The organism is Burkholderia sp. Bp8994 (assembly GCF_003853805.1).
In the GTDB taxonomy this organism is placed as follows: domain Bacteria; phylum Pseudomonadota; class Gammaproteobacteria; order Burkholderiales; family Burkholderiaceae; genus Burkholderia.
This window is the reverse complement of sequence record NZ_QTQH01000020.1, coordinates 83,020-107,309: the sequence shown is the minus strand read 5'-3', so window position 1 is coordinate 107,309 and position 24,290 is coordinate 83,020. Positions and strand designations below refer to the sequence as shown.

General features: G+C 68.0%; 24 protein-coding genes. 12 read left to right on the top strand and 12 right to left on the bottom strand.

What is annotated here, in order from left to right:
* Positions 1–299: 299 nt before the first annotated feature.
* From trxA to DIE04_RS22220, 8 genes are all read left to right on the top strand, one after another.
* Positions 300–626: a thioredoxin TrxA gene (gene trxA / locus DIE04_RS22260; RefSeq protein WP_006402348.1), complete on the top strand. Its 327-nt coding sequence runs from the start codon at positions 300–302 to the stop codon at positions 624–626.
* Positions 627–821: 195 nt separating this feature from the next.
* A complete protein-coding gene (gene rho, locus DIE04_RS22255) occupies positions 822–2,084 on the top strand; it encodes a transcription termination factor Rho (RefSeq protein ID WP_006478662.1) in 1,263 nt (420 codons plus the stop codon).
* Positions 2,085–2,217: 133 nt separating this feature from the next.
* The gene (locus DIE04_RS22250; protein WP_124486295.1) at positions 2,218–2,718 is read left to right on the top strand and encodes a MerR family transcriptional regulator; all 501 of its coding nucleotides are present in this window, start codon (positions 2,218–2,220) and stop codon (positions 2,716–2,718) included.
* Positions 2,715–4,271, top strand: a complete 1,557-nt coding sequence (locus DIE04_RS22245; RefSeq protein WP_124573281.1) for an MFS transporter — start codon at positions 2,715–2,717, stop codon at positions 4,269–4,271. The genes DIE04_RS22250 and DIE04_RS22245 overlap by 4 nt, the downstream gene beginning before the upstream one ends.
* Positions 4,272–4,309: 38 nt before the next feature.
* Positions 4,310–5,140, top strand: coding sequence for a zinc-dependent peptidase (locus tag DIE04_RS22240; RefSeq protein WP_124486293.1), 831 nt, complete (start codon positions 4,310–4,312; stop codon positions 5,138–5,140).
* 161 nt (positions 5,141–5,301) lie between these two features.
* Positions 5,302–5,562 (top strand): type B 50S ribosomal protein L31, encoded by a 261-nt coding sequence (locus DIE04_RS22235; RefSeq protein ID WP_044847266.1) that lies wholly within the window; start codon positions 5,302–5,304, stop codon positions 5,560–5,562.
* Between the two features lie 224 nt (positions 5,563–5,786).
* Complete coding sequence (locus DIE04_RS22225) at positions 5,787–7,544, top strand: glycosyltransferase family 39 protein (RefSeq protein WP_124486291.1); 1,758 nt, start codon at positions 5,787–5,789, stop codon at positions 7,542–7,544.
* 2 nt (positions 7,545–7,546) lie between these two features.
* Entirely contained in the window at positions 7,547–8,911 is a 1,365-nt protein-coding gene (locus tag DIE04_RS22220) for an MATE family efflux transporter (RefSeq protein ID WP_124520215.1), read from the top strand.
* A gap of 15 nt (positions 8,912–8,926) precedes the next feature.
* On the opposite strand, the gene lipA is transcribed toward DIE04_RS22220, so the two are convergent.
* From lipA to DIE04_RS22195, 6 genes are all read right to left on the bottom strand, one after another.
* Complete coding sequence (gene lipA, locus DIE04_RS22215; RefSeq protein ID WP_124486289.1) at positions 8,927–9,892, bottom strand: lipoyl synthase; 966 nt, start codon at positions 9,890–9,892, stop codon at positions 8,927–8,929.
* 2 nt (positions 9,893–9,894) lie between these two features.
* Complete coding sequence (locus DIE04_RS22210) at positions 9,895–11,010, bottom strand: acetoin dehydrogenase dihydrolipoyllysine-residue acetyltransferase subunit (RefSeq protein WP_124486288.1); 1,116 nt, start codon at positions 11,008–11,010, stop codon at positions 9,895–9,897.
* Between the two features lie 4 nt (positions 11,011–11,014).
* Entirely contained in the window at positions 11,015–12,019 is a 1,005-nt protein-coding gene (locus DIE04_RS22205) for an alpha-ketoacid dehydrogenase subunit beta (protein ID WP_044847261.1), read from the bottom strand.
* Positions 12,020–12,089: 70 nt separating this feature from the next.
* Positions 12,090–13,073 (bottom strand): thiamine pyrophosphate-dependent dehydrogenase E1 component subunit alpha, encoded by a 984-nt coding sequence (locus tag DIE04_RS22200; protein WP_044847260.1) that lies wholly within the window; start codon positions 13,071–13,073, stop codon positions 12,090–12,092.
* 81 nt (positions 13,074–13,154) lie between these two features.
* Positions 13,155–13,307, bottom strand: coding sequence for a hypothetical protein (locus DIE04_RS29845; RefSeq protein ID WP_185500396.1), 153 nt, complete (start codon positions 13,305–13,307; stop codon positions 13,155–13,157).
* Entirely contained in the window at positions 13,295–14,353 is a 1,059-nt protein-coding gene (locus DIE04_RS22195) for an ATP-NAD kinase family protein (protein ID WP_124486287.1), read from the bottom strand. Before DIE04_RS22195 ends, DIE04_RS29845 begins: the two co-directional genes overlap by 13 nt.
* Before the next feature lie 523 nt (positions 14,354–14,876).
* Here DIE04_RS22195 and DIE04_RS22190 point away from each other — a divergent pair.
* Positions 14,877–16,808, top strand: coding sequence for a sigma-54-dependent Fis family transcriptional regulator (locus DIE04_RS22190; RefSeq protein WP_124520212.1), 1,932 nt, complete (start codon positions 14,877–14,879; stop codon positions 16,806–16,808).
* A 46-nt stretch (positions 16,809–16,854) separates the two neighbouring features.
* On the opposite strand, the gene DIE04_RS22185 is transcribed toward DIE04_RS22190, so the two are convergent.
* Entirely contained in the window at positions 16,855–17,289 is a 435-nt protein-coding gene (locus DIE04_RS22185) for a carboxymuconolactone decarboxylase family protein (protein WP_124486285.1), read from the bottom strand.
* Positions 17,273–17,734: a MerR family transcriptional regulator gene (locus tag DIE04_RS22180; RefSeq protein WP_124520211.1), complete on the bottom strand. Its 462-nt coding sequence runs from the start codon at positions 17,732–17,734 to the stop codon at positions 17,273–17,275. Before DIE04_RS22180 ends, DIE04_RS22185 begins: the two co-directional genes overlap by 17 nt.
* A 286-nt stretch (positions 17,735–18,020) precedes the next feature.
* Here DIE04_RS22180 and DIE04_RS22175 point away from each other — a divergent pair, with 286 nt between their 5' ends.
* Positions 18,021–18,632, top strand: coding sequence for a helix-hairpin-helix domain-containing protein (locus DIE04_RS22175; RefSeq protein ID WP_124486283.1), 612 nt, complete (start codon positions 18,021–18,023; stop codon positions 18,630–18,632).
* A gap of 88 nt (positions 18,633–18,720) precedes the next feature.
* Positions 18,721–19,152, top strand: coding sequence for a YidB family protein (locus tag DIE04_RS22170; RefSeq protein ID WP_124486282.1), 432 nt, complete (start codon positions 18,721–18,723; stop codon positions 19,150–19,152).
* Between the two features lie 122 nt (positions 19,153–19,274).
* On the opposite strand, the gene clpB is transcribed toward DIE04_RS22170, so the two are convergent.
* Both clpB and DIE04_RS22160 read right to left on the bottom strand, forming a co-directional pair.
* Positions 19,275–21,872 (bottom strand): ATP-dependent chaperone ClpB, encoded by a 2,598-nt coding sequence (gene clpB, locus DIE04_RS22165; RefSeq protein ID WP_044847251.1) that lies wholly within the window; start codon positions 21,870–21,872, stop codon positions 19,275–19,277.
* Positions 21,873–22,028: 156 nt separating this feature from the next.
* Positions 22,029–22,547 carry an Rrf2 family transcriptional regulator gene (locus DIE04_RS22160; protein WP_124486281.1) on the bottom strand — a complete coding sequence of 173 codons (519 nt, stop codon included), beginning with the start codon at positions 22,545–22,547 and terminating at the stop codon, positions 22,029–22,031.
* A gap of 265 nt (positions 22,548–22,812) precedes the next feature.
* On the opposite strand from DIE04_RS22160, the gene DIE04_RS22155 reads away from it, so the two are divergent.
* On the top strand, positions 22,813–23,373 hold the full coding sequence (locus DIE04_RS22155) for a group III truncated hemoglobin (protein ID WP_124520210.1): 561 nt from the start codon (positions 22,813–22,815) through the stop codon (positions 23,371–23,373).
* A 60-nt stretch (positions 23,374–23,433) separates the two neighbouring features.
* Here DIE04_RS22155 and DIE04_RS22150 read toward each other — a convergent pair whose 3' ends face one another.
* On the bottom strand, positions 23,434–23,910 hold the full coding sequence (locus tag DIE04_RS22150) for a molybdenum cofactor biosynthesis protein MoaE (protein ID WP_124486280.1): 477 nt from the start codon (positions 23,908–23,910) through the stop codon (positions 23,434–23,436).
* Positions 23,911–24,018: 108 nt separating this feature from the next.
* Positions 24,019–24,276, bottom strand: a complete 258-nt coding sequence (gene moaD, locus DIE04_RS22145; protein ID WP_006758354.1) for a molybdopterin converting factor subunit 1 — start codon at positions 24,274–24,276, stop codon at positions 24,019–24,021.
* Positions 24,277–24,290: the final 14 nt, after the last annotated feature.

The following is a 24,290-nucleotide window of genomic DNA, read 5'->3' as shown; positions in this document are numbered from 1 at the left end:
GATTCCGCGATGGAGACCGTGACTCTTGTATTTTGCGAGGCGGCCTCCACGTTCGGATCACAACGGTCGAACGGCGCGTCGTACCCCTACTCGCGTAGCGGCTACTATCGCCGCCCGCAGCAGATAGCAATTTAGGCTAATATGACGCCCGAACGACCCGCGAGCCGCGCCAAGCAGCGCTTACGCCCCTCCTTCCGGGGAGCGGAGTGACCTGCCGCAGCGGCCGGCAGCCGACAGGCCGCCGGAGCGCCGCAACGCGCCAAGCAGGCAGTCCCCGAACCGTAAGAGGTATTGACCCAATGAGCGAACAGATCAAACACATCAGCGACGCATCGTTCGAACAGGACGTCGTCAAATCCGACAAGCCCGTGCTCGTCGACTTCTGGGCCGAATGGTGCGGCCCGTGCAAGATGATCGCCCCGATCCTCGACGAAGTCGCGAAGGACTACGGCGACAAGCTGCAGATCGCGAAGATCAACGTCGACGACAACCAGGCAACGCCTGCGAAGTTCGGCGTGCGCGGCATCCCGACGCTGATCCTGTTCAAGAACGGCGCGGCGGCCGCACAGAAGGTCGGTGCGCTGTCGAAGTCGCAACTCACCGCATTCCTGGACAGCCACCTGTAATACCGGCCGTTCCGCGGACGTGTTGTCAACCGACAACACGTCCCCCGTCAAGCCGCCGATCGGCCGCTCAGGCGCGAATCGGCGTATGCTAGAATCAAAAAACGTCTACAAGACGCATTAAGTCTCAGAGCGCCTCCGCTCGCCCCTCCTCCCTTATTTCTTTTCGTCGCTTCTCCTCCCTGGCGGGTTCTCCGTATGCATTTATCCGAGCTCAAGTCTCTGCACGTGTCCGAACTGATCGAAATGGCCAATGGCCTGGAGATCGAAAACGCGAACCGCCTGCGCAAGCAGGAGCTGATGTTCGCCATTCTCAAAAAGCGCGCCAAGACGGGAGAGACGATCTTCGGCGACGGTACGCTCGAAGTGCTGCCGGACGGCTTCGGCTTCCTGCGCTCGCCGGAAATGTCGTACCTCGCGAGCACCGACGACATCTACATCAGCCCGTCGCAGATCCGCCGCTTCAACCTGCACACCGGCGACACCATCGAAGGTGAAGTCCGCACGCCGAAGGACGGCGAGCGCTACTTCGCGCTGGTGAAGGTCGACAAAGTCAACGGGCAGCCGCCCGAGGCCTCGAAACACAAGATCATGTTCGAGAACCTCACGCCGCTGCACCCGAACAAGCCGCTGTCGCTCGAACGCGAAATGCGCGGCGAAGAAAACGTCACGGGCCGCATCATCGACATGATCGCGCCGATCGGCAAGGGCCAGCGCGGCCTGCTCGTCGCGTCGCCGAAGTCGGGCAAGACCGTGATGCTCCAGCACATCGCACACGCGATCAAGCAGAACCATCCGGACGTCATCCTGTTCGTGCTGCTGATCGACGAGCGCCCCGAAGAAGTGACCGAAATGCAGCGCTCGGTCGCCGGCGAAGTGATCGCATCGACCTTCGACGAACCGGCCACGCGTCACGTGCAGGTCGCCGAAATGGTGATCGAGAAGGCCAAGCGCCTCGTCGAAATGAAGCACGACGTCGTGATCCTGCTCGACTCGATCACGCGTCTCGCCCGCGCCTACAACACCGTGATCCCGGCGTCGGGCAAGGTGCTGACGGGCGGTGTCGACGCGAACGCGCTGCAGCGCCCGAAGCGCTTCTTCGGTGCCGCGCGCAACATCGAGGAAGGCGGCTCGCTGACGATCATCGGCACCGCGCTGATCGAGACCGGCAGCCGCATGGACGACGTGATCTACGAAGAGTTCAAGGGCACCGGCAACATGGAAGTGCACCTCGAGCGCCGTCTCGCGGAAAAGCGCGTCTATCCGTCGATCAACCTGAACAAGTCGGGCACGCGCCGCGAAGAAATGCTGATCAAGCCCGAGATCCTGCAAAAGATCTGGGTGCTGCGCAAGTTCATCCACGACATGGACGAAGTCGAGGCGATGGAGTTCCTGCTCGACAAGATCCGCCAGACGAAGAGCAATTCCGAGTTCTTCGACCTGATGCGCCGCGGCGGCTGATCGCCCTCGCCCCGCACCGAACGGCCGCCCGCGCGTTTCGCCCGGCGGCCGTTTTTTCGCGCCAACCTGTACGTGAACGTACAGGTTGATCTATAATCGCGCCATCGTCCCGACCGAAGCCCCTGCCATCCCGATGCCGAACGACGCCTCCCCCTCGTTGCTGACCGTGAGCGACGCCGCGTCGCGGCTCGGCGTCACGCCGCGCACGCTGAAGTACTACGAAGAGCGCGGACTCGTCACGCCGTCGCGCAGCGGCGGCCGCTATCGCCTGTACGACGAAGCCGATCTCGAACGCTTCGCCCGCATCCTGCGGCTGCGCGCGCTCGGCTTTTCGCTGCACGGCATAACCGAGATGCTCAAGCGCCCGCTGGAAGAAACGGGCGATGGTCGGCGCCGCTATTCGGACGCATCGTTGCGCGAGATCCGCTCGGGGCTCGCCGAACAGATCGACACGCTCGACCAGCGGATCGCGGCCGTCCAGCGCGAGTTGAAGGAAGCGGTCGCGCTGCGCAAGGAACTGCAGCACGACATCGACTACGTCGAACGGCGCCTCGCCGGCGAAAACCCCGACGCGCTGATCGCGCAACGGCAGGCCGAGGCCGGCGCGCGGCGTACGCGCAAGGACCGGGAATGAACGTCGCGCCGGGTCGCTCGCCGCTATGGAGCCGCGCGAACCTGCGCGCGGACCTGTTCCCGTGGGCGCTCGCGCTCGTCACCGGCATCGACTATTTCGACAACGCGGCCTTCTCGTTCTTCGCGAGCTACATCGCGGGCGGCGTCAACGCATCGCCCGACGAACTCGTGTGGTCGTCGAGCGCGTATGCGGTCACGGCCGTGCTCGGCATCCTTCAGCAGCAATGGTGGGTCGACCGGCTCGGGCATCGCCGCTACGTCGCCAGCTGCATGCTGATGTTCTCGTTCGGCGCGATCGCGGCCGCGCTCGCCGACACGTCGCTCGAACTCGCGTTCGCGCGCGGCTTCCAGGGCTATTTCATCGGCCCGATGATGGGTGCCTGCCGGATCCTGATCCAGGTCAGCTTCAAGCCGCAGGAGCGGCCGCCCGCCACGCGCGCGTTCCTGATCATGATCCTGCTCGGCAGCGCGCTCGCGCCGATCGCCGGCGGGCTGCTCGTCGCGCATTCGACGTGGCGCGCGCTGTTCGCCTGCACCGCGCCCGCGGGCATCGCGTTCGCGATCCTCGCGCTGCTCACGCTCCCCGATTCCGGCAGGACGCCCGACGACGAACGCGGCTCCGGGCATTTCTGGCCATACGTCGTGTTCGCGCTCGCGCAAGGCGCGCTGCAGATCGTGCTGCAGCAGGTGCACTACCAGCTCTACAGCGGCTCGCCGATGCTGATCCTGCTGACGATCGCCGGCCTCGGCGCGCTCGCGTGGTTCGCCCATCACCAGTGGAACCATCCGACGCCGCTCGTGCGGCTGCACGCGTTTCGCGAGCGCACGTTCCAGGTCGGGCTGCTGCTGTACATGTTCTATTACTACGAGTCGACGGGCTTCAGCTACCTGACGTCCCGCCTGCTCGAAGGCGGGCTCGGCTATCCGGTCGAGAACGCCGGGCGCCTGGTCGGCACGATGTCGCTGATCTCGGCCACCGCTCTGTTCGCCTACCTGCGCCATGCGAAGCGCGTCACGCACAAGAAGTGGTTCGTCGTGCCGGGGTTCGCGATCGCGGTCACGGCCGCGCTGTGGATGACGCGGATGACGCCCCAGGTCGGCGAGGCCGCGCTGATCGTCCCGCTGCTGCTGCGCGGGCTGTTGCTGCTGTTCATCGTGCTGCCCGTCGCGAACCTGACGTTCCGCATCTTCGCGATCGACGAATACACGCACGGCTATCGGCTGAAGAACATCGTGCGGCAATTGACGATCTCGTTCGCGACGTCGTCGGTGATCATCGTCGAGCAACACCGGCTGGCCCTGCACCAGACGCGGCTCGTCGAGCGCGCGAACGTGTTCGATCCGCTGTTCCAGCAGACCGTCGACGCCCTCACGCGCGGTTATGCGGCCGCCGGCCATGCGCTGAACGAGGCGCACGCCCTCGCGATCGCATCGATCGCGCGGATGGTCGCGCAACAGGCGTCGTTCCTCGCGTCGCTCGACGGTTTCTATTTCCTCGCGGGTGTCGCGCTGGTCGGCGGCCTGTTCGCGGCATGGCAAAAAGAGATCGATTGAGTTAAAAGACAGGCTTTGGATTTCCCCGCGCTGCTTCCATGCTCTCGAAACTGACCCGCTGGTTCGACGACCGCCGCCGCGACCGCGCGCTGCGCAGCCACCCGATTCCCGATGCACTGTGGCAGGACACCGTCGCACGCCTGCCGTTCCTCGATGCGCTGACGCCCGGCGACCTGGGCCGCCTGCGCGAGCTGACGAGCCTGTTCATCGCGAAGAAATCGTTTTCGACCGCGCACGGGCTCGAGCTGACCGACGAGATGATCGTCGCGATCGCCGCGCAGGCGTGCCTGCCCGTGCTGAATCTCGATCTGTCGTTGTACGACGGCTGGGTCGGCGTCGTCGTGTATCCGGGCGAATTCGTGATCCGCAAGACCGTGCAGGACGAGGACGGAGTCGTCCATGAAGTCGAGCAGGACGCGAGCGGCGAAGCGTGGGAAGGCGGGCCGGTGATCCTGTCGTGGGAAGACGCGCAGATGACGGACGGCCGCGACGCGTACAACGTCGTGATCCACGAGTTCGCGCACAAGATCGACATGGTCAACGGCGAGGCCGACGGCTATCCGCCCCTCTTTCGCCGCTGGCACGCGCCGCACCTCGACGCGCAGGCGTGGGCCGACGTGTTCGAGCACGCGTACGACCAGTTCTGCGCGCGCGTCGATGCGGTGCCGGATCGCGCGTGGGCGCGCTTCGAGCGCGACTCGCTGATCGATCCCTATGCGGCCGATCACCCGTCGGAGTTCTTCGCGGTGTGCAGCGAGGCGCTGTTCGTGCGACCGCGCGCGTTCGAGTCCGAATTTCCGGAGCTCTACCGGCTGCTCGCCCGCTATTACCGGCAGGATCCGGCCCACACGGGCGCCCTCGACGCGTGATGAAAATTATTCGTCAACCGTCTGATTTTCTGGCATAATCGCCGTTTTTCGACCTTAGGCAAGTGGCTCGCGCCGGGCTTGACGTCGGCTGAAATCGCGCAAATGTGTGCGGTCCGGCACGGCAAGCGGCGGGTTGGCTACCGCTCTCACCAAGGAACATCATGAAACCTGGCATTCACCCGGACTACCGCGAAGTCGTCTTCCAAGACATGTCGAACGGCTTCAAGTTCATCACGCGCTCGACGATCCAGACGCGTGAAACCATCGAACACGAAGGCAAGACCTACCCGCTCGCCAAGATCGAAGTGTCGTCGGAATCGCACTCGTTCTACACGGGTCAACAAAAGATCATGGACACGGCAGGCCGTGTCGAGAAGTTCAAGAACAAGTTCGGCGTTCGCGCCAACGGCAAGGCGAAGTAAGCTTCGCATCGTTCCGGTGGTTGCAATGCACCGGTACCGCACGAAAGGGCAGCCCAGGCTGCCCTTTTTTGTCGCCGCTCGCCGGGACAACGCCGCACGGCGGCCGGGGCCGGGCAATCGTCTGACGCGCAACGGCCGGCGCGTCTACAATGCCGGATGCTCGAATCCGCGCCGTCGGCGCATGACCGCACCGGCCGCCCGCCCATAACAAATCGCTCATCTGCATGAAGCCTGTCGTTCGCCTCACCGCCTCCGCCACGCGCGCGCTGCCGCGCTGGCTGCTGCTCACGCTCTGCCTCGTCTACGCGGCGTTCGGCCTGTTCGGCCGCGACCCGTGGAAGAACGAGGACGCGGCGGGCTTCGGCGTGATGTGGACGATGGCCACCGGCGGCTGGCACGACTGGCTGCTGCCGAATCTCGTCGGCAAGTTCATCACTACCGACGGGCCGCTCGCCTACTGGCTCGGCGCGCTGTCGATCCGCGCGCTGGCGCCGTGGGTCGACGCGAGCAACGCGTCGCGCGTCGACACGGGCGTGCTGTTCTGCGTCGCGTGCGCGTTCGTCTGGTACGCGGCCTATCTGCTCGGCCGGCGCGCCGAGGTCCAGCCGTTCAAGTACGCATTCGGCGGCGAGCCGGAGCCGCGCGACTACGGCCGCACGCTCGCCGACGGCGCGCTGCTGGTCCTCGTCGCATGCTTCGGGCTCGCGGAGCGCGGCCACGAAACGACGCCGCAACTCGCTCAGTTCGCGTGGATCGCGATGTTCGTGTACGGCATCGTGCGCGGCATCGACAAGCCGCTGCAGGGTGCTCTGTGGTGGGGCGCCGCGATCGGCCTCGTCGCGCTGTCCGGCAACCCGGTGCTGGTCGTCGCGCTGCTCGCCGGCACGGCCGCGCTGTGGCTCGTCACGCCGGAGATGCGCAACCTGCGCCTGCCGCTGATCGGCCTGCCGCTCGCGGCCGCGATCTTCGCGCTGTGGCCGCTCGCCGCCTTCCAGGCAGCGCCGGACGACGCCGCGTGGTTCTTCAACCAGTGGATCCACGGCAGCCTGATGCGCTTCTCGGGCCCGCCGACCGCGGTGCTCGCCTATGCGGCGAAGAACCTGCCGCTGTTCACGTGGCCCGCGTGGCCGCTCGCGATCTGGGCCTGGTGGAGCTGGGCCGGCATGCGCCGCCGCGCGCACATCGCGATTCCACTGTCGGTCGTGGTGCCGCTCGTCGCGCTCGTGATCCTGCAGAGCCAGCAGTCGAACCGCATGTACATGCTGTTGCTGCCGCCGCTCGCGGTGCTCGCCACCTTCGCGCTGCCGACCCTCAAGCGCGGCGCGATCAACGCGTTCGACTGGTTCGCGGTGCTGAGCTTCACGATCCTCGGCACCTTCGTGTGGCTCGTGTGGCTCGCGTCGCTCACCGGCTTCCCGCATCCGCTCGCGCGCAACCTCGCGCGCCTCGTGCCGGGCTACGAACCGCACTTCAAGATCCTGTCGTTCGTCTGCGCGGTGATCGTCACCGTGTGCTGGTGCCTGCTCGCGCGCTGGCGCGTCTCGCGCCAGCCGAAGGTGCTGTGGCGCAGCGTCGTGCTGTCGGGTGCGGGCACCACGCTGATGTGGGTGCTGCTGATGACGCTGTGGCTGCCGATCGTCAACTACGGCCGGACCTACAGCGACGTCGCGCAACAGATCGCGTCGCACCTGCCGAAAGACTATGAGTGCATCTCGCCCGTGCGGCTCGGCGATGCGCAGATCGCGACCTTCGCGTATTTCGGCGACATGCACTTCGAATTCTCGGGCGACTGCGACGTGATCCTGCGCCAGGACCGCGCCGACTTCGGCGAGCCGAGCGCGATGTCGCAATACGTGTGGCGTCTCGTATGGGAAGGCCGCCGCGTGGCCGACCGCGACGAGCGCTTCCGCCTGTACGAGCGCATCGAGCGGCCGGCGGCGCCCGTCAAGCGCCGTGGGCCGCGCCACCGGGCGGTCGATTGACGATGTTCGCCGACATCCGCCGGATCGTCGGCCTCGCGTGGCCGGTGCTCGTCGGCCAGCTCGCGATCATCGCGTTCGGCGTGATCGACACGGCGATGGTCGGACGCTACTCGGCCATCGACCTCGCCGCGCTCGGGCTCGGTTCGTCGATCTACGTGTCGGTCTACATCGGGTTGACGGGCATCCTGTCCGCGCTGCAGCCGATCACCGGGCAGCTGTACGGCGCGCGGCGCTACGCCGAGATCGGCGAGGAAGTCCGCCAGGCGCTGTGGCTCGCGCTGATGCTCGCGGTGCCCGGCTTCCTGCTGCTGCATTTTCCCGAACCGCTGCTGCACATCGCCCACGCGCCGCCCGCGTTGCACGACCGCACGGTCGATTACCTGCGAATCCTGTCGTACGGCCTGCCGGCGAGCCTCATGTTCCGGATCTACAACGCGCTGACCAACGCGGCCGGCAAGCCGCGCCTCGCGATGATCCTGCAGGTCGGCGCGCTGCTGCTCAAGTTTCCGCTCAACGTGTGGTTCATCTTCGGCGGGCTCGGCGTGCCGGCCCTCGGCGGCCCCGGTTGCGGGCTCGCCAGCACGCTGATCAACTGGGCGCTCGCGCTGATCGGCTTCACGCTGCTCGCGAAGCTCGACGTGTTCTCGCCGCTTTCGATCTTCTCGCGCTTTTGCTGGCCCGTCTGGGCGCGCCAGAAGGCGATCCTGAAGCTCGGTGTGCCGATGGGTCTGTCGTACCTGATCGAGGTCACGTCGTACACGTGCATGGCGCTCTTCATCGCGCAGTTCGGTACGACGACGCTCGCCGGCCACCAGATCGCCGGCAACATCGGCGCGGTGCTGTACATGACGCCACTGTCGATCGGGGTCGCGGCGTCGACGCTGGTGGCCCGCGCGCTCGGTGCCGGCCGCCCGGACGAGGCGCGGCTGCTCGGCCGGCACAGCGTGATGCTCGCGTGCGGGATCGCGGCCGCGTACGGCGTGCTCGTGTTCACGCTGCGTCCGCTGATCGTCAGCGGCTACACGCCGAATCCGGCCGTGGCCGCCGCCGCGCTGCCGCTGGTCGCGATCGTCACCTGCTACCACTTCTTCGACGCGCTGCAGATCACGTCCGCCTTCGTGCTGCGCGCGTACAAGGTCGCGGTCGTGCCGACCGTGATCTATGCGGTCGCGCTGTGGGGCGTCGGACTTGGCGGCGGCTACGTGCTCGGCTTCGACGTCGGCGGCCTCGCCCCCGCCTGGCTGACCGGCGCGCGCGGCTTCTGGTTCGCGAACACGATCAGCCTGATGCTGGCGGGCGCGGGCCTCGCGCTCTACCTGCGCCACGTCAGCCGCGCGCAACCGGCCGTCGGCGCATACGGCGCATGACGCACGGCGTGCGGCCTACGCGTCCTCCAGCACGTCGGCCGCGTGGTACGAGGACCGCACGAGCGGTCCGGCAACGACTTCCCTGAAACCGAGCGCCAGCCCCTCGTCGCGCCACGCGGCGAACGCCTCGGGGCTCACGTAGCGTCGCACCGGCAGATGGTGCGCGGACGGCGCGAGATACTGGCCGAGCGTCAGCACGTCGACCTCGTGCGCGCGCAGGTCGCGCAGCGTGTCCCGCACCTCGTCGTCGCACTCGCCGAGTCCGAGCATCAAGCCCGATTTCGTCACGAGCGTCGGCCGCGCGGCCTTCGCGTGCGCGAGCAGTTCGAGCGAGCCGCGATAGTCGGCGCCCGGCCGCGCCGCCCGATACAGCGACGGCACCGTCTCGATGTTGTGATTGAACACGTCCGGCCACGCCGACGACAACGCATCGAGCGCACGCGCGACGCGGCCGCGGAAATCGGGCGTCAGCACCTCGACGCCGATGCCCGGCACGCTCGCGCGCACCGCCGCGATGCAGGCAGCGAAATGCGCGGCGCCGCCGTCGCGCAGGTCGTCGCGATCGACCGACGTGATCACGACGTAGCGCAGCCCGAGCGCCGCGACCGCGGCCGCGAGCCGCGCGGGCTCGTCGGCATCGAGCGGCTCGGGACGGCCGTGCGCGACGTCACAGAACGGGCAGCGCCGCGTGCACAGCCCGCCCATGATCATGAAGGTCGCGGTGCGCTGCGCGAAGCATTCGCCGATGTTCGGGCACATCGCCTCCTCGCAGACGGAATGCAGCCGATGCTCGCGCAGCACGGCCGCCATGTCGGCGACCGCCCCGCTCATCATCGGCCGCGCCCGCAGCCACGGCGGCTTCGGCAGCGCCGCGCCGCCCGCGGGCTCGACGCGCACCGGAATGCGCGCGAGCTTGTCGCGGCTGCGCGCGCCCGGCTGGCCGAGCGCGGTGAGGCTGGGTCGTTCGAGCGCGGCGGTCATCGTCAGTCTCCGAGGAACGCGACGATCAGGCGGTTCACGTCGGCAGCCGCCTCCATCTGCACCATGTGGCCGCTGCCGGCGATCACCTCGGCACGCACGCCGTCCGGCAAGCCCTGCGCGTGCCGCGCCGGAATCACCTGGTCGCGCTCGCCCCAGATCACGAGCGTGCGCGGCGCGAGCGACCCGACGCGGTCGCGGAACACGCGCCGCTGGGCCGCACCGTCGAACGCGGCGCTCGCGATCTTCTCCAGCGCGGCCTGCACGCCTTCGAGCCGCTTGTACTTGACGAGATCCTCGACCAGTTGCCGCGTGACGAGCGCGTGGTCCGCGAACAGCGCGCCGAGGTGCGGCTTCAGCGTGTTGCGGCTGTTGCCGGCGACGAAGCCGTCGATGTAATCGCGGTTGATGTCGGCGCCGAGCCCAGCACTCGCGATCAGCGTCAGCGATGCGACGCGCTCCGGCGCGCTGTCGGCCAACGTCATCGCCACCGCGCCGCCCATCGAATGGCCGATCAGGTGCGCGCGCTCGATGTGCTGCGCATCGAGCAGCGCGAGCACCGCATCGGCCAGTTCGTCGAGGCTGCCGGTGTCGACTGCCTTGCCCGACTCGCCATGCCCCGGCAGATCGAGCGCCCAGACGGGCCGGTGCGCGGCGAGCTCCGCGTGGTTGAACAGCCAGTTGTTGAGGTCGCCGCCGAAGCCGTGGATCAGCACGGCGGGCGTGCCCGAGCCGTCGCCGAGCTTCAGGAACCGGACCGTGCGTCCGCCGATCTGCGCCTTCTCGGGCTGCGGGCCGGCCGCATCGTCGGCGGCCGCGGCCGGCACGAAATCGCGCTGGAATTCGGCGATCGCCGCGTCGATGTCGGCATCGCTCGCCTCGGCCGCGGCCACCACGCCGAGCAGCGCGCCGACGGGCAGCGTCTCGCCCTCCTGCGCGACCTGCCGGCGCAGCGTGCCGTCGAACGCGCACTCGACGCCCGACGAGATCTTGTCGGTCTCGACGTCGAGCACTTCGTCGCCCTTCGTCACGCGCTCGCCGATCGCCTTCAGCCAGCCGTTGACCTGCCCCTGCTCCATCGACAGCCCCCACTTGGGCATCGTGATCATGTGAATCGACATCGTGTCAGCTCCTGGTCTTGAGTACCGCCTGCGCGATCGCGTCGGCGGACGGGATGTAAAGGTCTTCCAGCACGCCGGCGAACGGCGCGGGCGTATGCGGCGCGGTGACGAGCTCGATCGGCGCCTTGAGCGTTCGGAAAGCGCGCTGTGCGACGAGCGCGGCGATGTCGGTCGCGATCGAGCAGCGCGGGTTCGCTTCATCGACCACCACCACGCGCCCGGTGCGCGCCGCGCTTTCGAGGATCGTTTCCTCGTCGAGCGGCGACGTCGTACGCAGGTCGATCACGTCGACGTGAATGCCGTCCTTCGCGAGCTTCGCGGCCGCGTCGGTCGCGAGATGCACCATCCGGCCGTACGTGACGATCGTCGCGTCGTCGCCTTCGCGCACGACGTTCGCCTCGCCGAACGGAATCGCATAGGATTCCTCAGGTACATCGCCTTCGCGCGTGTAGAGCAGCTTGTGTTCGAGGAAGATCACGGGATCGTTGTCGCGGATCGACTGGATCAGCAGCCCCTTCGCGTCGTAAGGCGTCGACGGGCACACGACCTTCAGCCCCGGAATGTGCGTAAACAGCGACGTGAGCATCTGCGAATGCTGCGCGGCCGCGCGCAGGCCCGCGCCGTACATCGCGCGGATCACGACCGGCGTCACGGCCTTGCCGCCGAACATATAGCGGAATTTCGCGGCCTGGTTGAAGATCTGGTCGAAGCACACGCCCATGAAATCGATGAACATCAGCTCCGCGACGGGCCGCATCCCGCATGCGGCCGCGCCGACCGCCGCGCCGATGTAGCCGCCTTCCGACAGCGGCGTATCGAGCACGCGGCCCGGAAACTTGTGAAACAGCCCCTTCGTCACGCCGAGCACGCCGCCCCATGCGTCGTCCTCGCCCGGCGCACCCGCGCCGCCCGCGTTGTCCTCGCCCATCACGATCACGCTGTCGTCGCGCGCCATTTCCTGCGCGAGCGCCTCGTTGATCGCCTGCGAATAAGTGATCTTCCTTGCCATGTCTGTCTCCTGGGATATTCGGTTCGCCGTGCCGGCTGCGCCGGCCGCCGGCAGCTGTGTCAGAGCGCGCTCACGGGTACGACACGTACACGTCGGTCAGCAGGTCGGCCGCGTCGGGCAGCGGCGCGGCCTTCGCCTGCGCGACCGCATCGTCGATCAGCGCCTTCACCTGCGCATCGACCGCGCGCAGATCGTCGGTCGTCAGCACCTCGGCACGCACGACGCGCGCTTCGAAATGCTTCAGGCAGTCCTTCTCGTCGCGCAGCTTCTGCACTTCGCCCGGCGCGCGGTAGGTCTGCGCATCGCCTTCGAAATGGCCGAAGTAGCGCGTGAACTTCACCTCGACGAGCGTCGGGCCGCCGCCGTTGCGCGCGCGCGCGACGGCCTCGCCGAGCGCCTCGTGCACCGCGAAGAAGTCGAAGCCGTCGACGATCACGCCCGGCATCCCGAAGCCGTTCGCGCGGTCGGCGATGTTGTCCGTCGCGACCGACCAGCTCGACGACGTCGCTTCCGCATAGCCGTTGTTCTCCGCCACGAAGATCGCCGGCAGGCGCCACACCGACGCGAGGTTCATCGATTCGAAGATCACGCCCTGGTTCGACGCGCCGTCGCCGAAGAAGCACACGCCGACGCCGCCGGTCTTCTTGTGCTTGGCCGCGAGCGCCGCGCCGCACACGAGCGGGCCGCCCGCGCCGACGATCCCGTTCGCGCCGAGCATCCCCATCGCCAGGTCGGCGATGTGCATCGAGCCGCCCTTGCCGTGGCAGACGCCCGTTTTCTTGCCGTAGATCTCGGCCATCATCCCGTGCACGTCGACGCCTTTCGCGATGCAGTGGCCGTGCCCGCGGTGCGTGGTGGCGACGTAGTCCGCAAGTCCGAGATGCAGCATCGTGCCGACCGCGGAAGCCTCCTCGCCCGCGTACAGGTGAACGAAGCCGGGGATTTCGCCGGTCGCGAACTCGACGTGCAGGCGCTCCTCGAATTCGCGGATCGTGCGCATCAGCCGGTAGGCGTCCAGCAGCGTGTCCCTGCTGAGCTGTGTCGAAACGGTCATGTGTGTCTCCTGGATAGGTCTGACTGCGAATGCCGCCGCGACAATGCTGCGGCGACGGATTGCATGGCGGCCCTGCGGCCGTCAGTGAAACGTGACGCGCCCGTCGACGCGCGCGGCCCGCATGCGCGCGATGGCGACCGGTTCGTCGAAACGGGCTGTCATGGCGAAGTCTCCTTGTAGAAGGTTCGGAATCCGATCGAGATGTCGTCGCGAAGCCGCGATCAGAAGCGCCACGCGCCGGCATCGCGCAACAGCTGCCGCGACGACGCGTAACGCAGCGTGCGGCCGACATCGACCGTCAACGGCCCGCGCCAGTCGAGCGCGATCTCGTAGCGCTCGCCGCGCGCGACCTCGATCTCGCGCTCGCCGTCGAACGCGAGCGTGCCGTGCTCGAACGGGATCGTCTGCCACGCATTCGGCTCGAGCCGCTCGCAGCTGCGCATCACGACACGATCGACGCGGCCGGGCGCGATCGGCGCGACGAGCGGCGTGCCGGCGGTCTTGCCGTCGGCGGCGAAGCGCATCGCGAGCCCGTGCGGCGCGCTGCGCTCGAGCGGGGCCCACGCGCCGCCGAGCGCGGACAGGCCGATGCCGTCCGGCTCCGCAAACGTCAGGTAGAGCGTGTCGATGTCGTCGGGCCCCGAGATCGCGCGCGCACCGATGAAGCGCTGGCGGGCCGCGCATACGTCGACGAGCGCGATCTCCTCGCGCCCCGCGTTCGCGCCCGCCGCGCAGCGCACGACGAGCCGCTTGTTGCGCATGAACGCGACCTCCGCCGGCACGGCGCCGGTCGCGGCAAGTCCTGCCGCGACGCCCGCGACGGTCGCTTCGCGATGTTCGGGAAACGCATTGTTGGTGCCGGTGGACAGCGCGACGAGCGGCGTCGCGCCGCAATGCGCGGCGACCGCGCGATGCGTGCCGTCGCCGCCGAGCACGACGATCAGCGCGACTTCCAACCGTCGCATGTAGGCGGCACCGGCCTGCGTGTCGGCGACGGTGTCCGAGATCGGCAGGTCGACGAATTCGACGTCGGGCCAGCGCTCGTGCGGCGCGACCGCGCGATGCGTATCGAGCGCACGCATCAGCAGCGTCGCGATGCCCGTCTTGTCGCGCAAGGTCAGCACGCGCTCGACGCCCATCGCACCGAGGCCGGCGAGCAGGCGCACGACCATGTTGGCCTTTTCCGCCGTCGGGAATACGGATGCATGCGTCGTCAGGCGGCGAATGTCGCGCCCCGATGCGGGGTTCGCGATCACGCCGACGGTCACGGGCGTCGTCACGGGCTTGTCTCCATCCAGTGGGCCGGCGCTCGCGCGCCGGCCTTGCATGTGTCGTCCGCCGTCATCGAGGGCAGCGGATCGTCGTCGCCGACGCGATTGCGCCGGCTTGCCCGTGACATCTGCAAGCGGCGTGCCACCGTGTGTGCAATGACCGCGAAACCCGCGTGTGGACTGGCTCGGCCGGTACGCCAGGCATCGGCATCTGCTGCCGCGAGCGCCCGACGCCCTGCGAAACCGCCCGTGTGTCTCACGCGGTCGATCTCCTGGCGCGCCGGTTTCGGCGCCTTCATCCGGACCGCAATTTCGCCGGCAAGCCACGCGGCTCGCGGCGCGGCGCGCACCGCCGTGCGCCGGCCCACCGTTGCGCGCGGCCTGCCCGCGCGTCTCAGCCGCGCGAGACCGGCTGAGATACCGCTGAGACGACCGTCTCACGCCGCGCGCGTGCTGCGATGCAATGTGATCCGCGCAAGCGGATGTGCTACAAGAACATCGAATTCCCCGCCGTACGGAACCGGAGCCGATCATGCCCTACGCAGTCCCCCAGGCCCAGCACGCCGACCGTGTGCTCGGCGCGCTCGCCGGACGCCTGCCCGCGCCGGCCGACTCCGCGCGTCTCGTGTCGTCGTGGCAGCGCTCGCTCGAGCGCTACGCGCTCGACCCGGCGTCGTCGATCGGCCCGCGCGTGCTGACCGCGGCCGAGCTGCGCGAGGTGCGCGACAAGGAGGAGGCCTTCCTGCGCGCATCGGGCCAGTGCCTGACACGCCTGCACGACATGATTCGCGTCGCCGACTACTGCGTGATGCTGACCGACGCGCACGGCGTGACGATCGATTACCGGATCGACCGCGAACGCCGCAACGACTTCCGTCATGCGGGGCTGCACATCGGCTCGTGCTGGTCGGAAAGCGAGGAAGGCACCTGCGGCGTCGCGAGCGTGCTGACCGATCTCGCGCCGATCACCGTGCACAAGACCGACCACTTCCGCGCGGCGTTCACCACGCTCACCTGCAGCGCGGCCCCGATCTTCGCGCCGGGCGGCGAACTGATCGGCGTGCTCGATGCGTCGGCCGTCCAGTCGCCGGACGGCCGCGACAGCCAGCGTCTCGTGTACCAGCTCGTGCGGCAGAGCGCGGCGCTGATCGAGGATGGCTACTTCGTGCACAGCACCGCGCAGCACTGGATATTGTTCGGGCATCCGAATCGTCACTACGTCGAGGCGCAACCCGAATGGCTGATCGCGTTCGACGAATGCGGCAATATCGTCGCCGCGAACCGGACGGCGCGCGACGCGCTGCCGGCGCTGCGCGAACCGCGCCATATCGACGAGATCTTCGATGCGACCGAGATGCCGCTGCGCGACGCCGCGCGGCTCGATGCGATCGTCGCGCTGCGGCTGCGCGCGACGGGCGCCCCGCTCTACGCACGGCTGCGCGCGCCGCTACGGCGCGCCGGCCGCGAAACCGGCACGGCACGAGCCGCCCCGGCATCGCGCCGCCCCGGCACCGCGCAGCGCCACGTCGGCGCGCTGACGCCGTTCCTGCACAGCAGCGACGCGCGGGTCGCGCAGCAGGCCGAACTCGCGCTGCGTGTCGCGAGCAAGCGGCTGCCGATTCTCGTGCTTGGCGAAACCGGCGCGGGCAAGGAAGTGTTCGCCCGCGCGATCCACGACGCCGGTGCGCGACGCACACGGCCGTTCGTCGCGGTCAACTGCGGCGCGCTGCCCGAGGCGCTGATCGAAAGCGAGCTGTTCGGCTATGCGGCCGGTGCGTTCACCGGTGCGCGCAAGCACGGCGCGCGCGGCAAGATCGCGCTCGCCGACGGCGGCACGCTGTTCCTCGACGAAATCGGCGACATGCCGCTCACGCTGCAGACGCGCCTGCTGCGCGTGCTCGCCGACGGCGAGGTCGTCCCGCTCGGCAGCGATACGCCGGTGCGCGTCGATCTCGACGTGATCTGCGCGACGCACCGCGATCTCGCGCGGATGGTGGCCGACGGCACGTTCCGCGAGGATCTGTATTACCGGCTGAGCGGCGCGACGTTCGAACTGCCGCCGCTGCGCGAGCGCGCGGACGTGCGCGACGTGATCGCCGCGGTGTTCGCCGAGGAAGCGCAGGCGACCGGCCATGTGCTCACGCTCGACGCGACGCTCGCCGAGCAGCTCGCCGCGTATCCGTGGCCCGGCAACGTGCGGCAGCTGCGCAACGTGCTGCGCTATGCGTGCGCGGTGTGCGACGCCGCACGCGTGACGCGGCGCGACCTGCCCGCCGATCTCGCCGCGCAGCTCGGCGCGGGCCCGGCCGGCGCGCTGCCGGACGACGAACGCGGCCGCATCGTCGCGGCGCTCACCGCGCATCGCTGGCGGCCGGACGCTGCCGCGCAGGCGCTCGGCATCTCGCGCGCGACGTTGTACCGGCGGATCGCGAAACACCGGATCGTCGCGCCGCACCGCCTCTGAAGCATCTGATGCATCCGGTTCATCCGACGCACCGGCACGCGTCGCGTCACGCGGCGCGCGCGCCCGCTTCGGTCGTGCCGGCGTCCCGACCGGCCGCTTCATCGCGCCGCGTGAACACCTCGTGCGCGGCGAACAACGCGTTGAGGGCGGCCGGAAAACCCGCGTAGACGGCCATCTGCATGAACACCTCGACGATCTCGTCGCGCGTGCAGCCGACGTTCAGCGCCGCCTCGACATGCACCTTCAGTTGCGGCTGCGCGTTGCCGAGCGCGGCCAGCGCGGCGATCGTCGCGATCTCGCGCGCTTTCAGGTCGAGCTGCGGCCGGCTGTAGATGTCGCCGAAACCGAATTCGACGATCAGCCGCCCGAAGTCCGGCGCGATCGGCGCAAGCGACGCGATCACGCGTTCGCCCACTTCGCCGTCGATTTCCTTCAGCTTGTTCCAGCCGCGCGCATAGCGATCTTCAACGAGTCGTTCCATGGTGTCCGTCCTGTTCCGAGAATGAGTGAGTAGGGTTCGCCCGTCGTTCCGTCTCGCGTTCCTGCGTCTCGTAGTACGTGATCTTGTCGCCGATCGCGTCGAGGCTTGCCTGCAACTCCGCGATATGCGCGCGCACCGCGTCGCGATGCGCGACCAGCAAGTCCCGCCGCGCACCGAACGTCGACTCGCCTTGCGCACGCAGCGCCGCGAACTGCTGCATCTGCGCGATCGGCATGCCGGTCGCCTTCAGGCGCATCACGAAGCCCAGCCAGTCAAGATCGGCCGGCGCGTAGAGCCGGTGCCCGGCCGCCGTGCGCGAAATCGCGCGCAGCAGGCCGGCCTGCTCGTAATACCGCAGCGTATGCGTCGACACGCCGGTCAGTTCGGCGACTTGCCCGATCGTGAGCGGACCGGCGGTGGAGGATCTGGATACGGTTTTCGACATGGCAGGAACAAGGTTAGGAGTTAGAGTTCACTCTAAGTCAAGCGTTGTCGCACGGCCAAGTACAACAATTTGGAATCACCGCCGCGGACACCGTAAAGAATGGTCAAAACGGCCACCCGACGCGGCTTTCCGTCTTTACAGCGACGCAAGCCTTCAGCAAGATTCGGTCAGCCTGTCTCAAAAAGGGCACGCATTTGTCCTATGCTTAACGGCGACGCCCGGCCAGGCCTCGCCCCGCCGTCCGTTGCAACAGCCATTCATCCGTCAGAACCAGGGAGCCTTTGCCATGCTGAAAAAGCTGCTGATGCTGTTCGTCGCGCTATCGCTGTCGCTTGCCGCCGGCCTCGCCGCGGCCGTCGAAGTCAACACGGCCGACCAGGCCGCGCTCGAATCGGTGAAGGGCCTCGGCCCCGTGAAGTCGAAGGCGATCATCGACGAACGCACCAAGAACGGCCCGTTCAAGGACGCGGACGATCTCGCGAACCGCGTGAAGGGTCTCGGCACGAAGTCGGTCGGGCATCTGGAGGAAAACGGCCTGACGATCGGCGGCTCGTCGACGCCGCCGAAGGGCGTGAAGCTGTCGAAGCCGGCCGCGACGACCTCGTCGACCACGTCGGCCACGACGCCGGCAGGCACCGCTCCGACGTCGACGACCGCGACGGCCGGCACGACGGCTGCGGCACCTGCACCGGCCGCGAGCGCTCCGGAAGCGGCGACCAAGCCGGCCAAGGGCAAGCGCGCCTCGAAGAAGGAGAAGGCGGCCGCAGCCGCGGCGGCCTCCGCCGACGCGGGCGCGAGCGCGCCGGCCGCAGCGTCGTCCACGAAGGCGACGAAGGGTTCGAAGAAGAAGAGCAAGAAGGACAAGGCAGCCTCCGCCGCCGCGGCGTCGGGCGCCTGATGTGCGCCGCGTGCGCGATGGCGTGCGCGCGGCATTCGATCAACGGGCGCCGTCGTCACGGCGCCCTTTTCAGTAAAGGTGAAGAACCATGGGTCTCCTCGATATCGTTGGCGGTCTGCTCGGCGGCCAGGCCGGCGGCAACTCGCAAAGCGCGCTGATCGCGACCGCGCTCGAATTCATCAACAACCAGCCGGGCGGGCTGAACGGCCTGATCGAGAAGTTCCAGAAAGGCGGCGCCGGCGACGTGATCGGCTCGTGGGTCGGCACCGGCGAAAACCAGCCGATCTCGCCCGACACGCTGCAGAACGTGCTCGGCTCGGACGTCGTCGGTTCGCTCGCCAGCAAGATCGGCATCGATCCGGGCCAGGCCTCGTCGATCCTCGCGCAGGTGCTGCCGCACGTCGTCAACAGCGCGACGCCGAACGGCGAAGTGCCGGCCGGCGGCCAGATCGACACGTCGAACGTGCTCGGCACGCTCACGCAGCTCGCCGGCATGTTCGGCGGCAACAAGCAGGCCTGAGCCGCGCCGGCTGACGGCCTCGGCGGCGGTTTCGGCCGCCCCATATGCAAACACCCCGCCTGAGCGGGGTGTTTGTTTTTGCGTGCCCGGCGCGAACCGGACACGCGGCCGATTGCCGGCGATCAGTGCACGACGCGGTCGAACACGAACTGGCCGTCGTTGACGTCGACCGGGATCACGTCCTTCGGACCGAAGCGGCCCGCGAGGATCAGCTTCGCGACCGGGTTCTCGATCTCCTGCTGGATCGCGCGCTTCAGCGGCCGCGCGCCGAACACCGGATCGTAGCCGACCTTCGCGATCTGCTCGAGCGCCGCCGGCGACACGTCGAGCGCCATGTCGAGCTTCGCGAGCCGGTCGTGCAGGCGCGCGAGCTGGATCTTCGCGATCGACTCGATGTTGCTGCGATCGAGCGCGTGGAACACGACGACGTCGTCGATCCGGTTCAGGAACTCCGGACGGAAGTGCTGCTTCACTTCGAGCCACACGGCGTCCTTGATCTCTTCCTGCGGCGAACCCGTCATCGCCTGGATCACCTGCGAGCCGAGGTTCGACGTCATCACGATCACCGTGTTCTTGAAGTCGACCGTACGCCCCTGCCCGTCGGTCATGCGGCCGTCGTCGAGCACCTGCAGCAGCACGTTGAACACGTCCGGATGCGCCTTCTCGATCTCGTCGAGCAGGATCACGCTGTACGGCTTGCGGCGCACGGCTTCCGTCAGGTAGCCGCCTTCCTCGTAGCCGACGTAGCCCGGCGGCGCGCCGATCAGCCGCGCGACGCTGTGCTTCTCCATGAACTCGCTCATGTCGATGCGGATCAGGTGCTCTTCGGAATCGAACAGGAACGACGCCAGCGCCTTGCACAGCTCGGTCTTGCCGACCCCCGTCGGGCCGAGGAACAGGAACGAGCCGTACGGACGGTTCGGATCGGCGAGACCCGCGCGCGAACGACGGATCGCATCCGCGACCGCGCTGATCGCCTCGTCCTGGCCGACCACGCGCTCGTGCAGCTTCTCCTCGATGTGCAGCAGCTTCTCGCGTTCGCCCTGCATCATCCGCGACACCGGAATCCCGGTTGCGCGCGACACGACTTCCGCGATTTCTTCGGCGCCGACCTGCGTGCGGAGCAGCCGCGGACGCGTCGGGTTGTGCTGCTCCTGCTCTTCGGCCTGCGTGACCTGCTTCAGTCGCGACTCGAGTTGCGGCAGCTTGCCGTACTGCAGCTCGGCGACCTTCTCCAGCTTGCCTTCCCGCTGCAGACGCGCGATGTCGGCGCGCACCTTCTCGATCTCTTCCTTGAGCTGCGCGCTGCCCTGCACCGCGGCCTTCTCGGCGGTCCAGATCTCTTCCAGGTCAGCATATTCGCGGCCGAGCCGCTCGATCTCTTCCTCGATCAGCTGCAGGCGCTTCTGCGACGCTTCGTCCTGCTCCTTCTTCACGGCCTCGCGCTCGATCTTCAGCTGGATCAGCCGGCGATCGAGCTTGTCCATCTCTTCGGGCTTCGAATCGATTTCCATCTTGATCTTCGACGCAGCCTCGTCGATCAGGTCGATTGCCTTGTCCGGCAGGAAACGATCGGTGATGTAGCGATGCGACAGCTCGGCCGCGGCGACGATCGCCGGGTCGGTGATGTCGACGCCGTGGTGCAGTTCGTACTTCTCCTGCAGCCCGCGCAGGATCGCGATCGTCGCCTCGACGCTCGGCTCGTCGACGAGCACCTTCTGGAAGCGGCGCTCGAGCGCGGCATCCTTCTCGATGTACTTGCGGTATTCGTCGAGCGTGGTCGCGCCGATGCAGTGCAGCTCGCCGCGCGACAGCGCCGGCTTCAGCATGTTGCCCGCGTCCATCGCGCCTTCGGCCTTGCCGGCACCGACCATCGTGTGAATCTCGTCGATGAACACGATCGTCTGGCCTTCGTCCTTCGCGATGTCGTTGAGCACGGCCTTCAGGCGCTCCTCGAACTCGCCGCGATACTTCGCGCCGGCGAGCAGCGCGGCCATGTCGAGCGACAGCACGCGCTTGCCCTTCAGCGTCTCCGGCACTTCGCCGTTGACGATCCGCTGCGCGAGCCCTTCGACGATCGCGGTCTTGCCGACGCCCGGCTCGCCGATCAGCACCGGGTTGTTCTTGGTGCGGCGCTGCAGGATCTGGATCGAACGGCGGATTTCGTCGTCGCGGCCGATCACCGGATCGAGCTTGCCCGCGCGGGCGCGCTCGGTCAGGTCGACCGTGTATTTCTTCAGCGCCTCGCGCTGGCTTTCCGCGTCCTGGCTGTGCACCTGCGAGCCGCCGCGCACCGCGGCGATCGCGGCTTCGAGCGCCTTGCGCGTGAGGCCGTGCTGGCGGGCCAGCTTGCCGGCTTCGCCCTTGTCGTCGGACACGGCGAGCAGGAACATCTCGCTCGCGATGAACGTGTCGTTGAGCTTCTGCGCTTCCTTGTCGGCCTGGTTCAGCAGCCCGGCCAGCTCCCGGCCGATCTGGATGTCGCCGCCCGTTCCCGTCACTTGCGGCAGGCGCGAAATGGCTTCGTTCAGCGCGCCTTGCAGCGCCTGCACGTGAACGCCCGCGCGCGACATCAGCGAGCGGGCGGAGCCGTCCTGCTGCGCGACCAGCGCCGCCAGCACGTGAACGGGTTCGATGTATTGATTGTCGCGGCCTGCCGCGAGGCTTTGCGCGTCAGAGAGTGCTTCCTGGAACTTGGTGGTGAGCTTGTCGATTCTCATTTGGTGAGACCTCCAATTTTCGATTAACACCAAGATGAGGATGGTTATACGGGTTTCAAGCGGAATTCGGGTTGATTCAACGCAAAAATCGCCGGGCGGCGACCCGCCGGCCTGTGGGCGGGCCGCAGCGCGGACGGCGGGGATGGCGCCGGCGTGTCAGTCGCCCCTCGACGACGATTCGGCGGCCGCCGGCGCGTCATCCCCGGACGGTTCGGCGCGCACCCGCGCGATCGGACGAATGCCCAGCAGCGCGGCGAGCGGCGACGCGGGCACGCTCAGCTCGCCGAGCGTGTGGCGGTCGAGCTCGGCGAAGAATGCGTCGCGCGCGGCCGCCAGCACACCTTTCAGGCGGCACTGCGGCTCGATCACGCAGCCGCGCGCCTCGTCGCCGTCGGCCACGAAGCAGCCGACCAGCGCGAAATCGTTTTCGGTCGCGCGCACCACCTGGCCGACCGTCAGCTTCAGCGATTCGGGGAACAGCCGCAGCCCGCCGTTGCGGCCGCGCACGGTGTCGACCCAGCCGAGCTCGCCGAGCTGCTGCACGACTTTCATCAGATGGTTCTTCGAGATGCCGTAGGCGTCCGAGATCTCCTGGATCGTCGCGAGCCCCTCGCCGCGCACGGCGAGATACAACATGACGCGCAGCGAGTAGTCGGTGTAGTCGGTGAGTCTCATGAGCAGATACGGAAAATCGTCGATCGTGCCCCGCTCGGGCGAAGCGGGTCGATCGGAACGCGCGCGGGGGCGGCTGTCGAGGCCACCGACGACGCCGGGTTGCCGGGACGGCCTGCGCGCAATAAGATGCATGGAATCTGCGCATTTTTCAGGCAGGGGTGGACGCTATTTTGCGTCAAAATTCCGTCGGCGTCCTGCGCGTTGCCCCCGCCGCCGTTCCGCCGACATGTCACCGATGCCCTGAATTTCCCGGCCCTTTTTTGCCATGACCGCCCTGCCCGCCACACCCGATACCGCCCCGGCCCGCCCGCGCGACGCCGAACCGACCGAAGACAACATCCGCGACCTCGTGTACGCGTTCTACGACCGCGTGCGCGCCGATCCGCTGCTGGGCCCCGTGTTCGACGCGAAGCTGGACGGCCGCTGGGACGAGCATCTGCCGAAGATGGTGAGCTTCTGGTCGAGCCTCGTGCTCGGCACCAAGAGCTATCGCGGCAACGTGCAGCAGGCGCACCAGCCGCTCGACGGGATCGAGCCCGCGCATTTCAGCCGCTGGCTGTCGCTGTTCCTGAAGACCGTCGAGGGCCGCTACACGCCGCCCGCGGCCATCCGCTTCATGGAGCCCGCGCTGCGGATCGCGCAGAGCCTGCAGCTGAGCCGCTTCGGCTGGGATTACCCGATTCCGCCCGAGCAGCAGGCGCTGCTCGACGCGATCGCGCCGCGCCGCCGCGACACGGGCGACGATCCGCATGCGCTGCCGTCACGCGCCCGCGGCGAACCGTTTCCGGCGAGGATCATCGGACGCGGCACGGATCCGGACGCCTGATACGACGATTCGCAGCGCTCGAACCCTCGAGCGCCTGCGGCACATCGCCGCACGACGCGCTCAACGCGGCGTGTTGCCCGATTCGACGCCCCAGCGCGCGAGCGCCGCATCGTCGGTACTGCGGGCATCGACCCAGCGCTCGCCGTCCGGCGTTGTTTCCTTCTTCCAGAACGGCGCCTCGGTCTTCAGGTAGTCCATCACGAATTCGCACGACGCGAACGCGTCGCCGCGATGCGACGCGACCGTCGCGACCATCACGATCTGGTCGAGCGGCAGCAGCCGGCCGACGCGGTGCACGATCGCGACGTCGATCCCGGGCCAGCGCCGGCCGGCCTCGGCGGCGATCTTCTCGAGCGCCTTCTCGGTCATCCCCGGATAGTGCTCGAGTTCCATCGCGGCGACCGAATCGCCTTCGTTCAGGTCGCGCACGGTGCCGACGAAGCATGCGACCGCGCCGATCTTCGGGTTGCGCGCGCGCAGTGCCGCGACTTCGGTGTTCAGGTCGAAGTCGTCGGTCTGGATTCGTATCGTTGCCATCATCTGCCTCTGTCGACCAGAGTTGGCGCTTTAGCGCTTACTCTGGTCCCATGCTTTGCGGTCGACCAGAGTTAGCGCTTTAGCACCTACTCTGCTCCCATCCAAAGCTCAACCGCCCGTCACCGGCGGAAAGAACGCGACCTCGCAACCGTCGGTGAGCCGCGTATCGGGATCGGTCATCTCGTGATTGCATGCCATGCGCAACGCGCGCCCTTCGGCGAGCGTTTCGGCCCACGCGCCGCCGCGCAGGCGCAGCCACGCGCGCACGTCGCCGACGGTCGTCACGCCGTCCGGCACGTCGGCCTGCTCGTCGGACACGCCCAGCGCCTCGCGCACGCTTGCAAAGAATTTCAGCTGAATCTTCATAAGTCGGGAAGCCG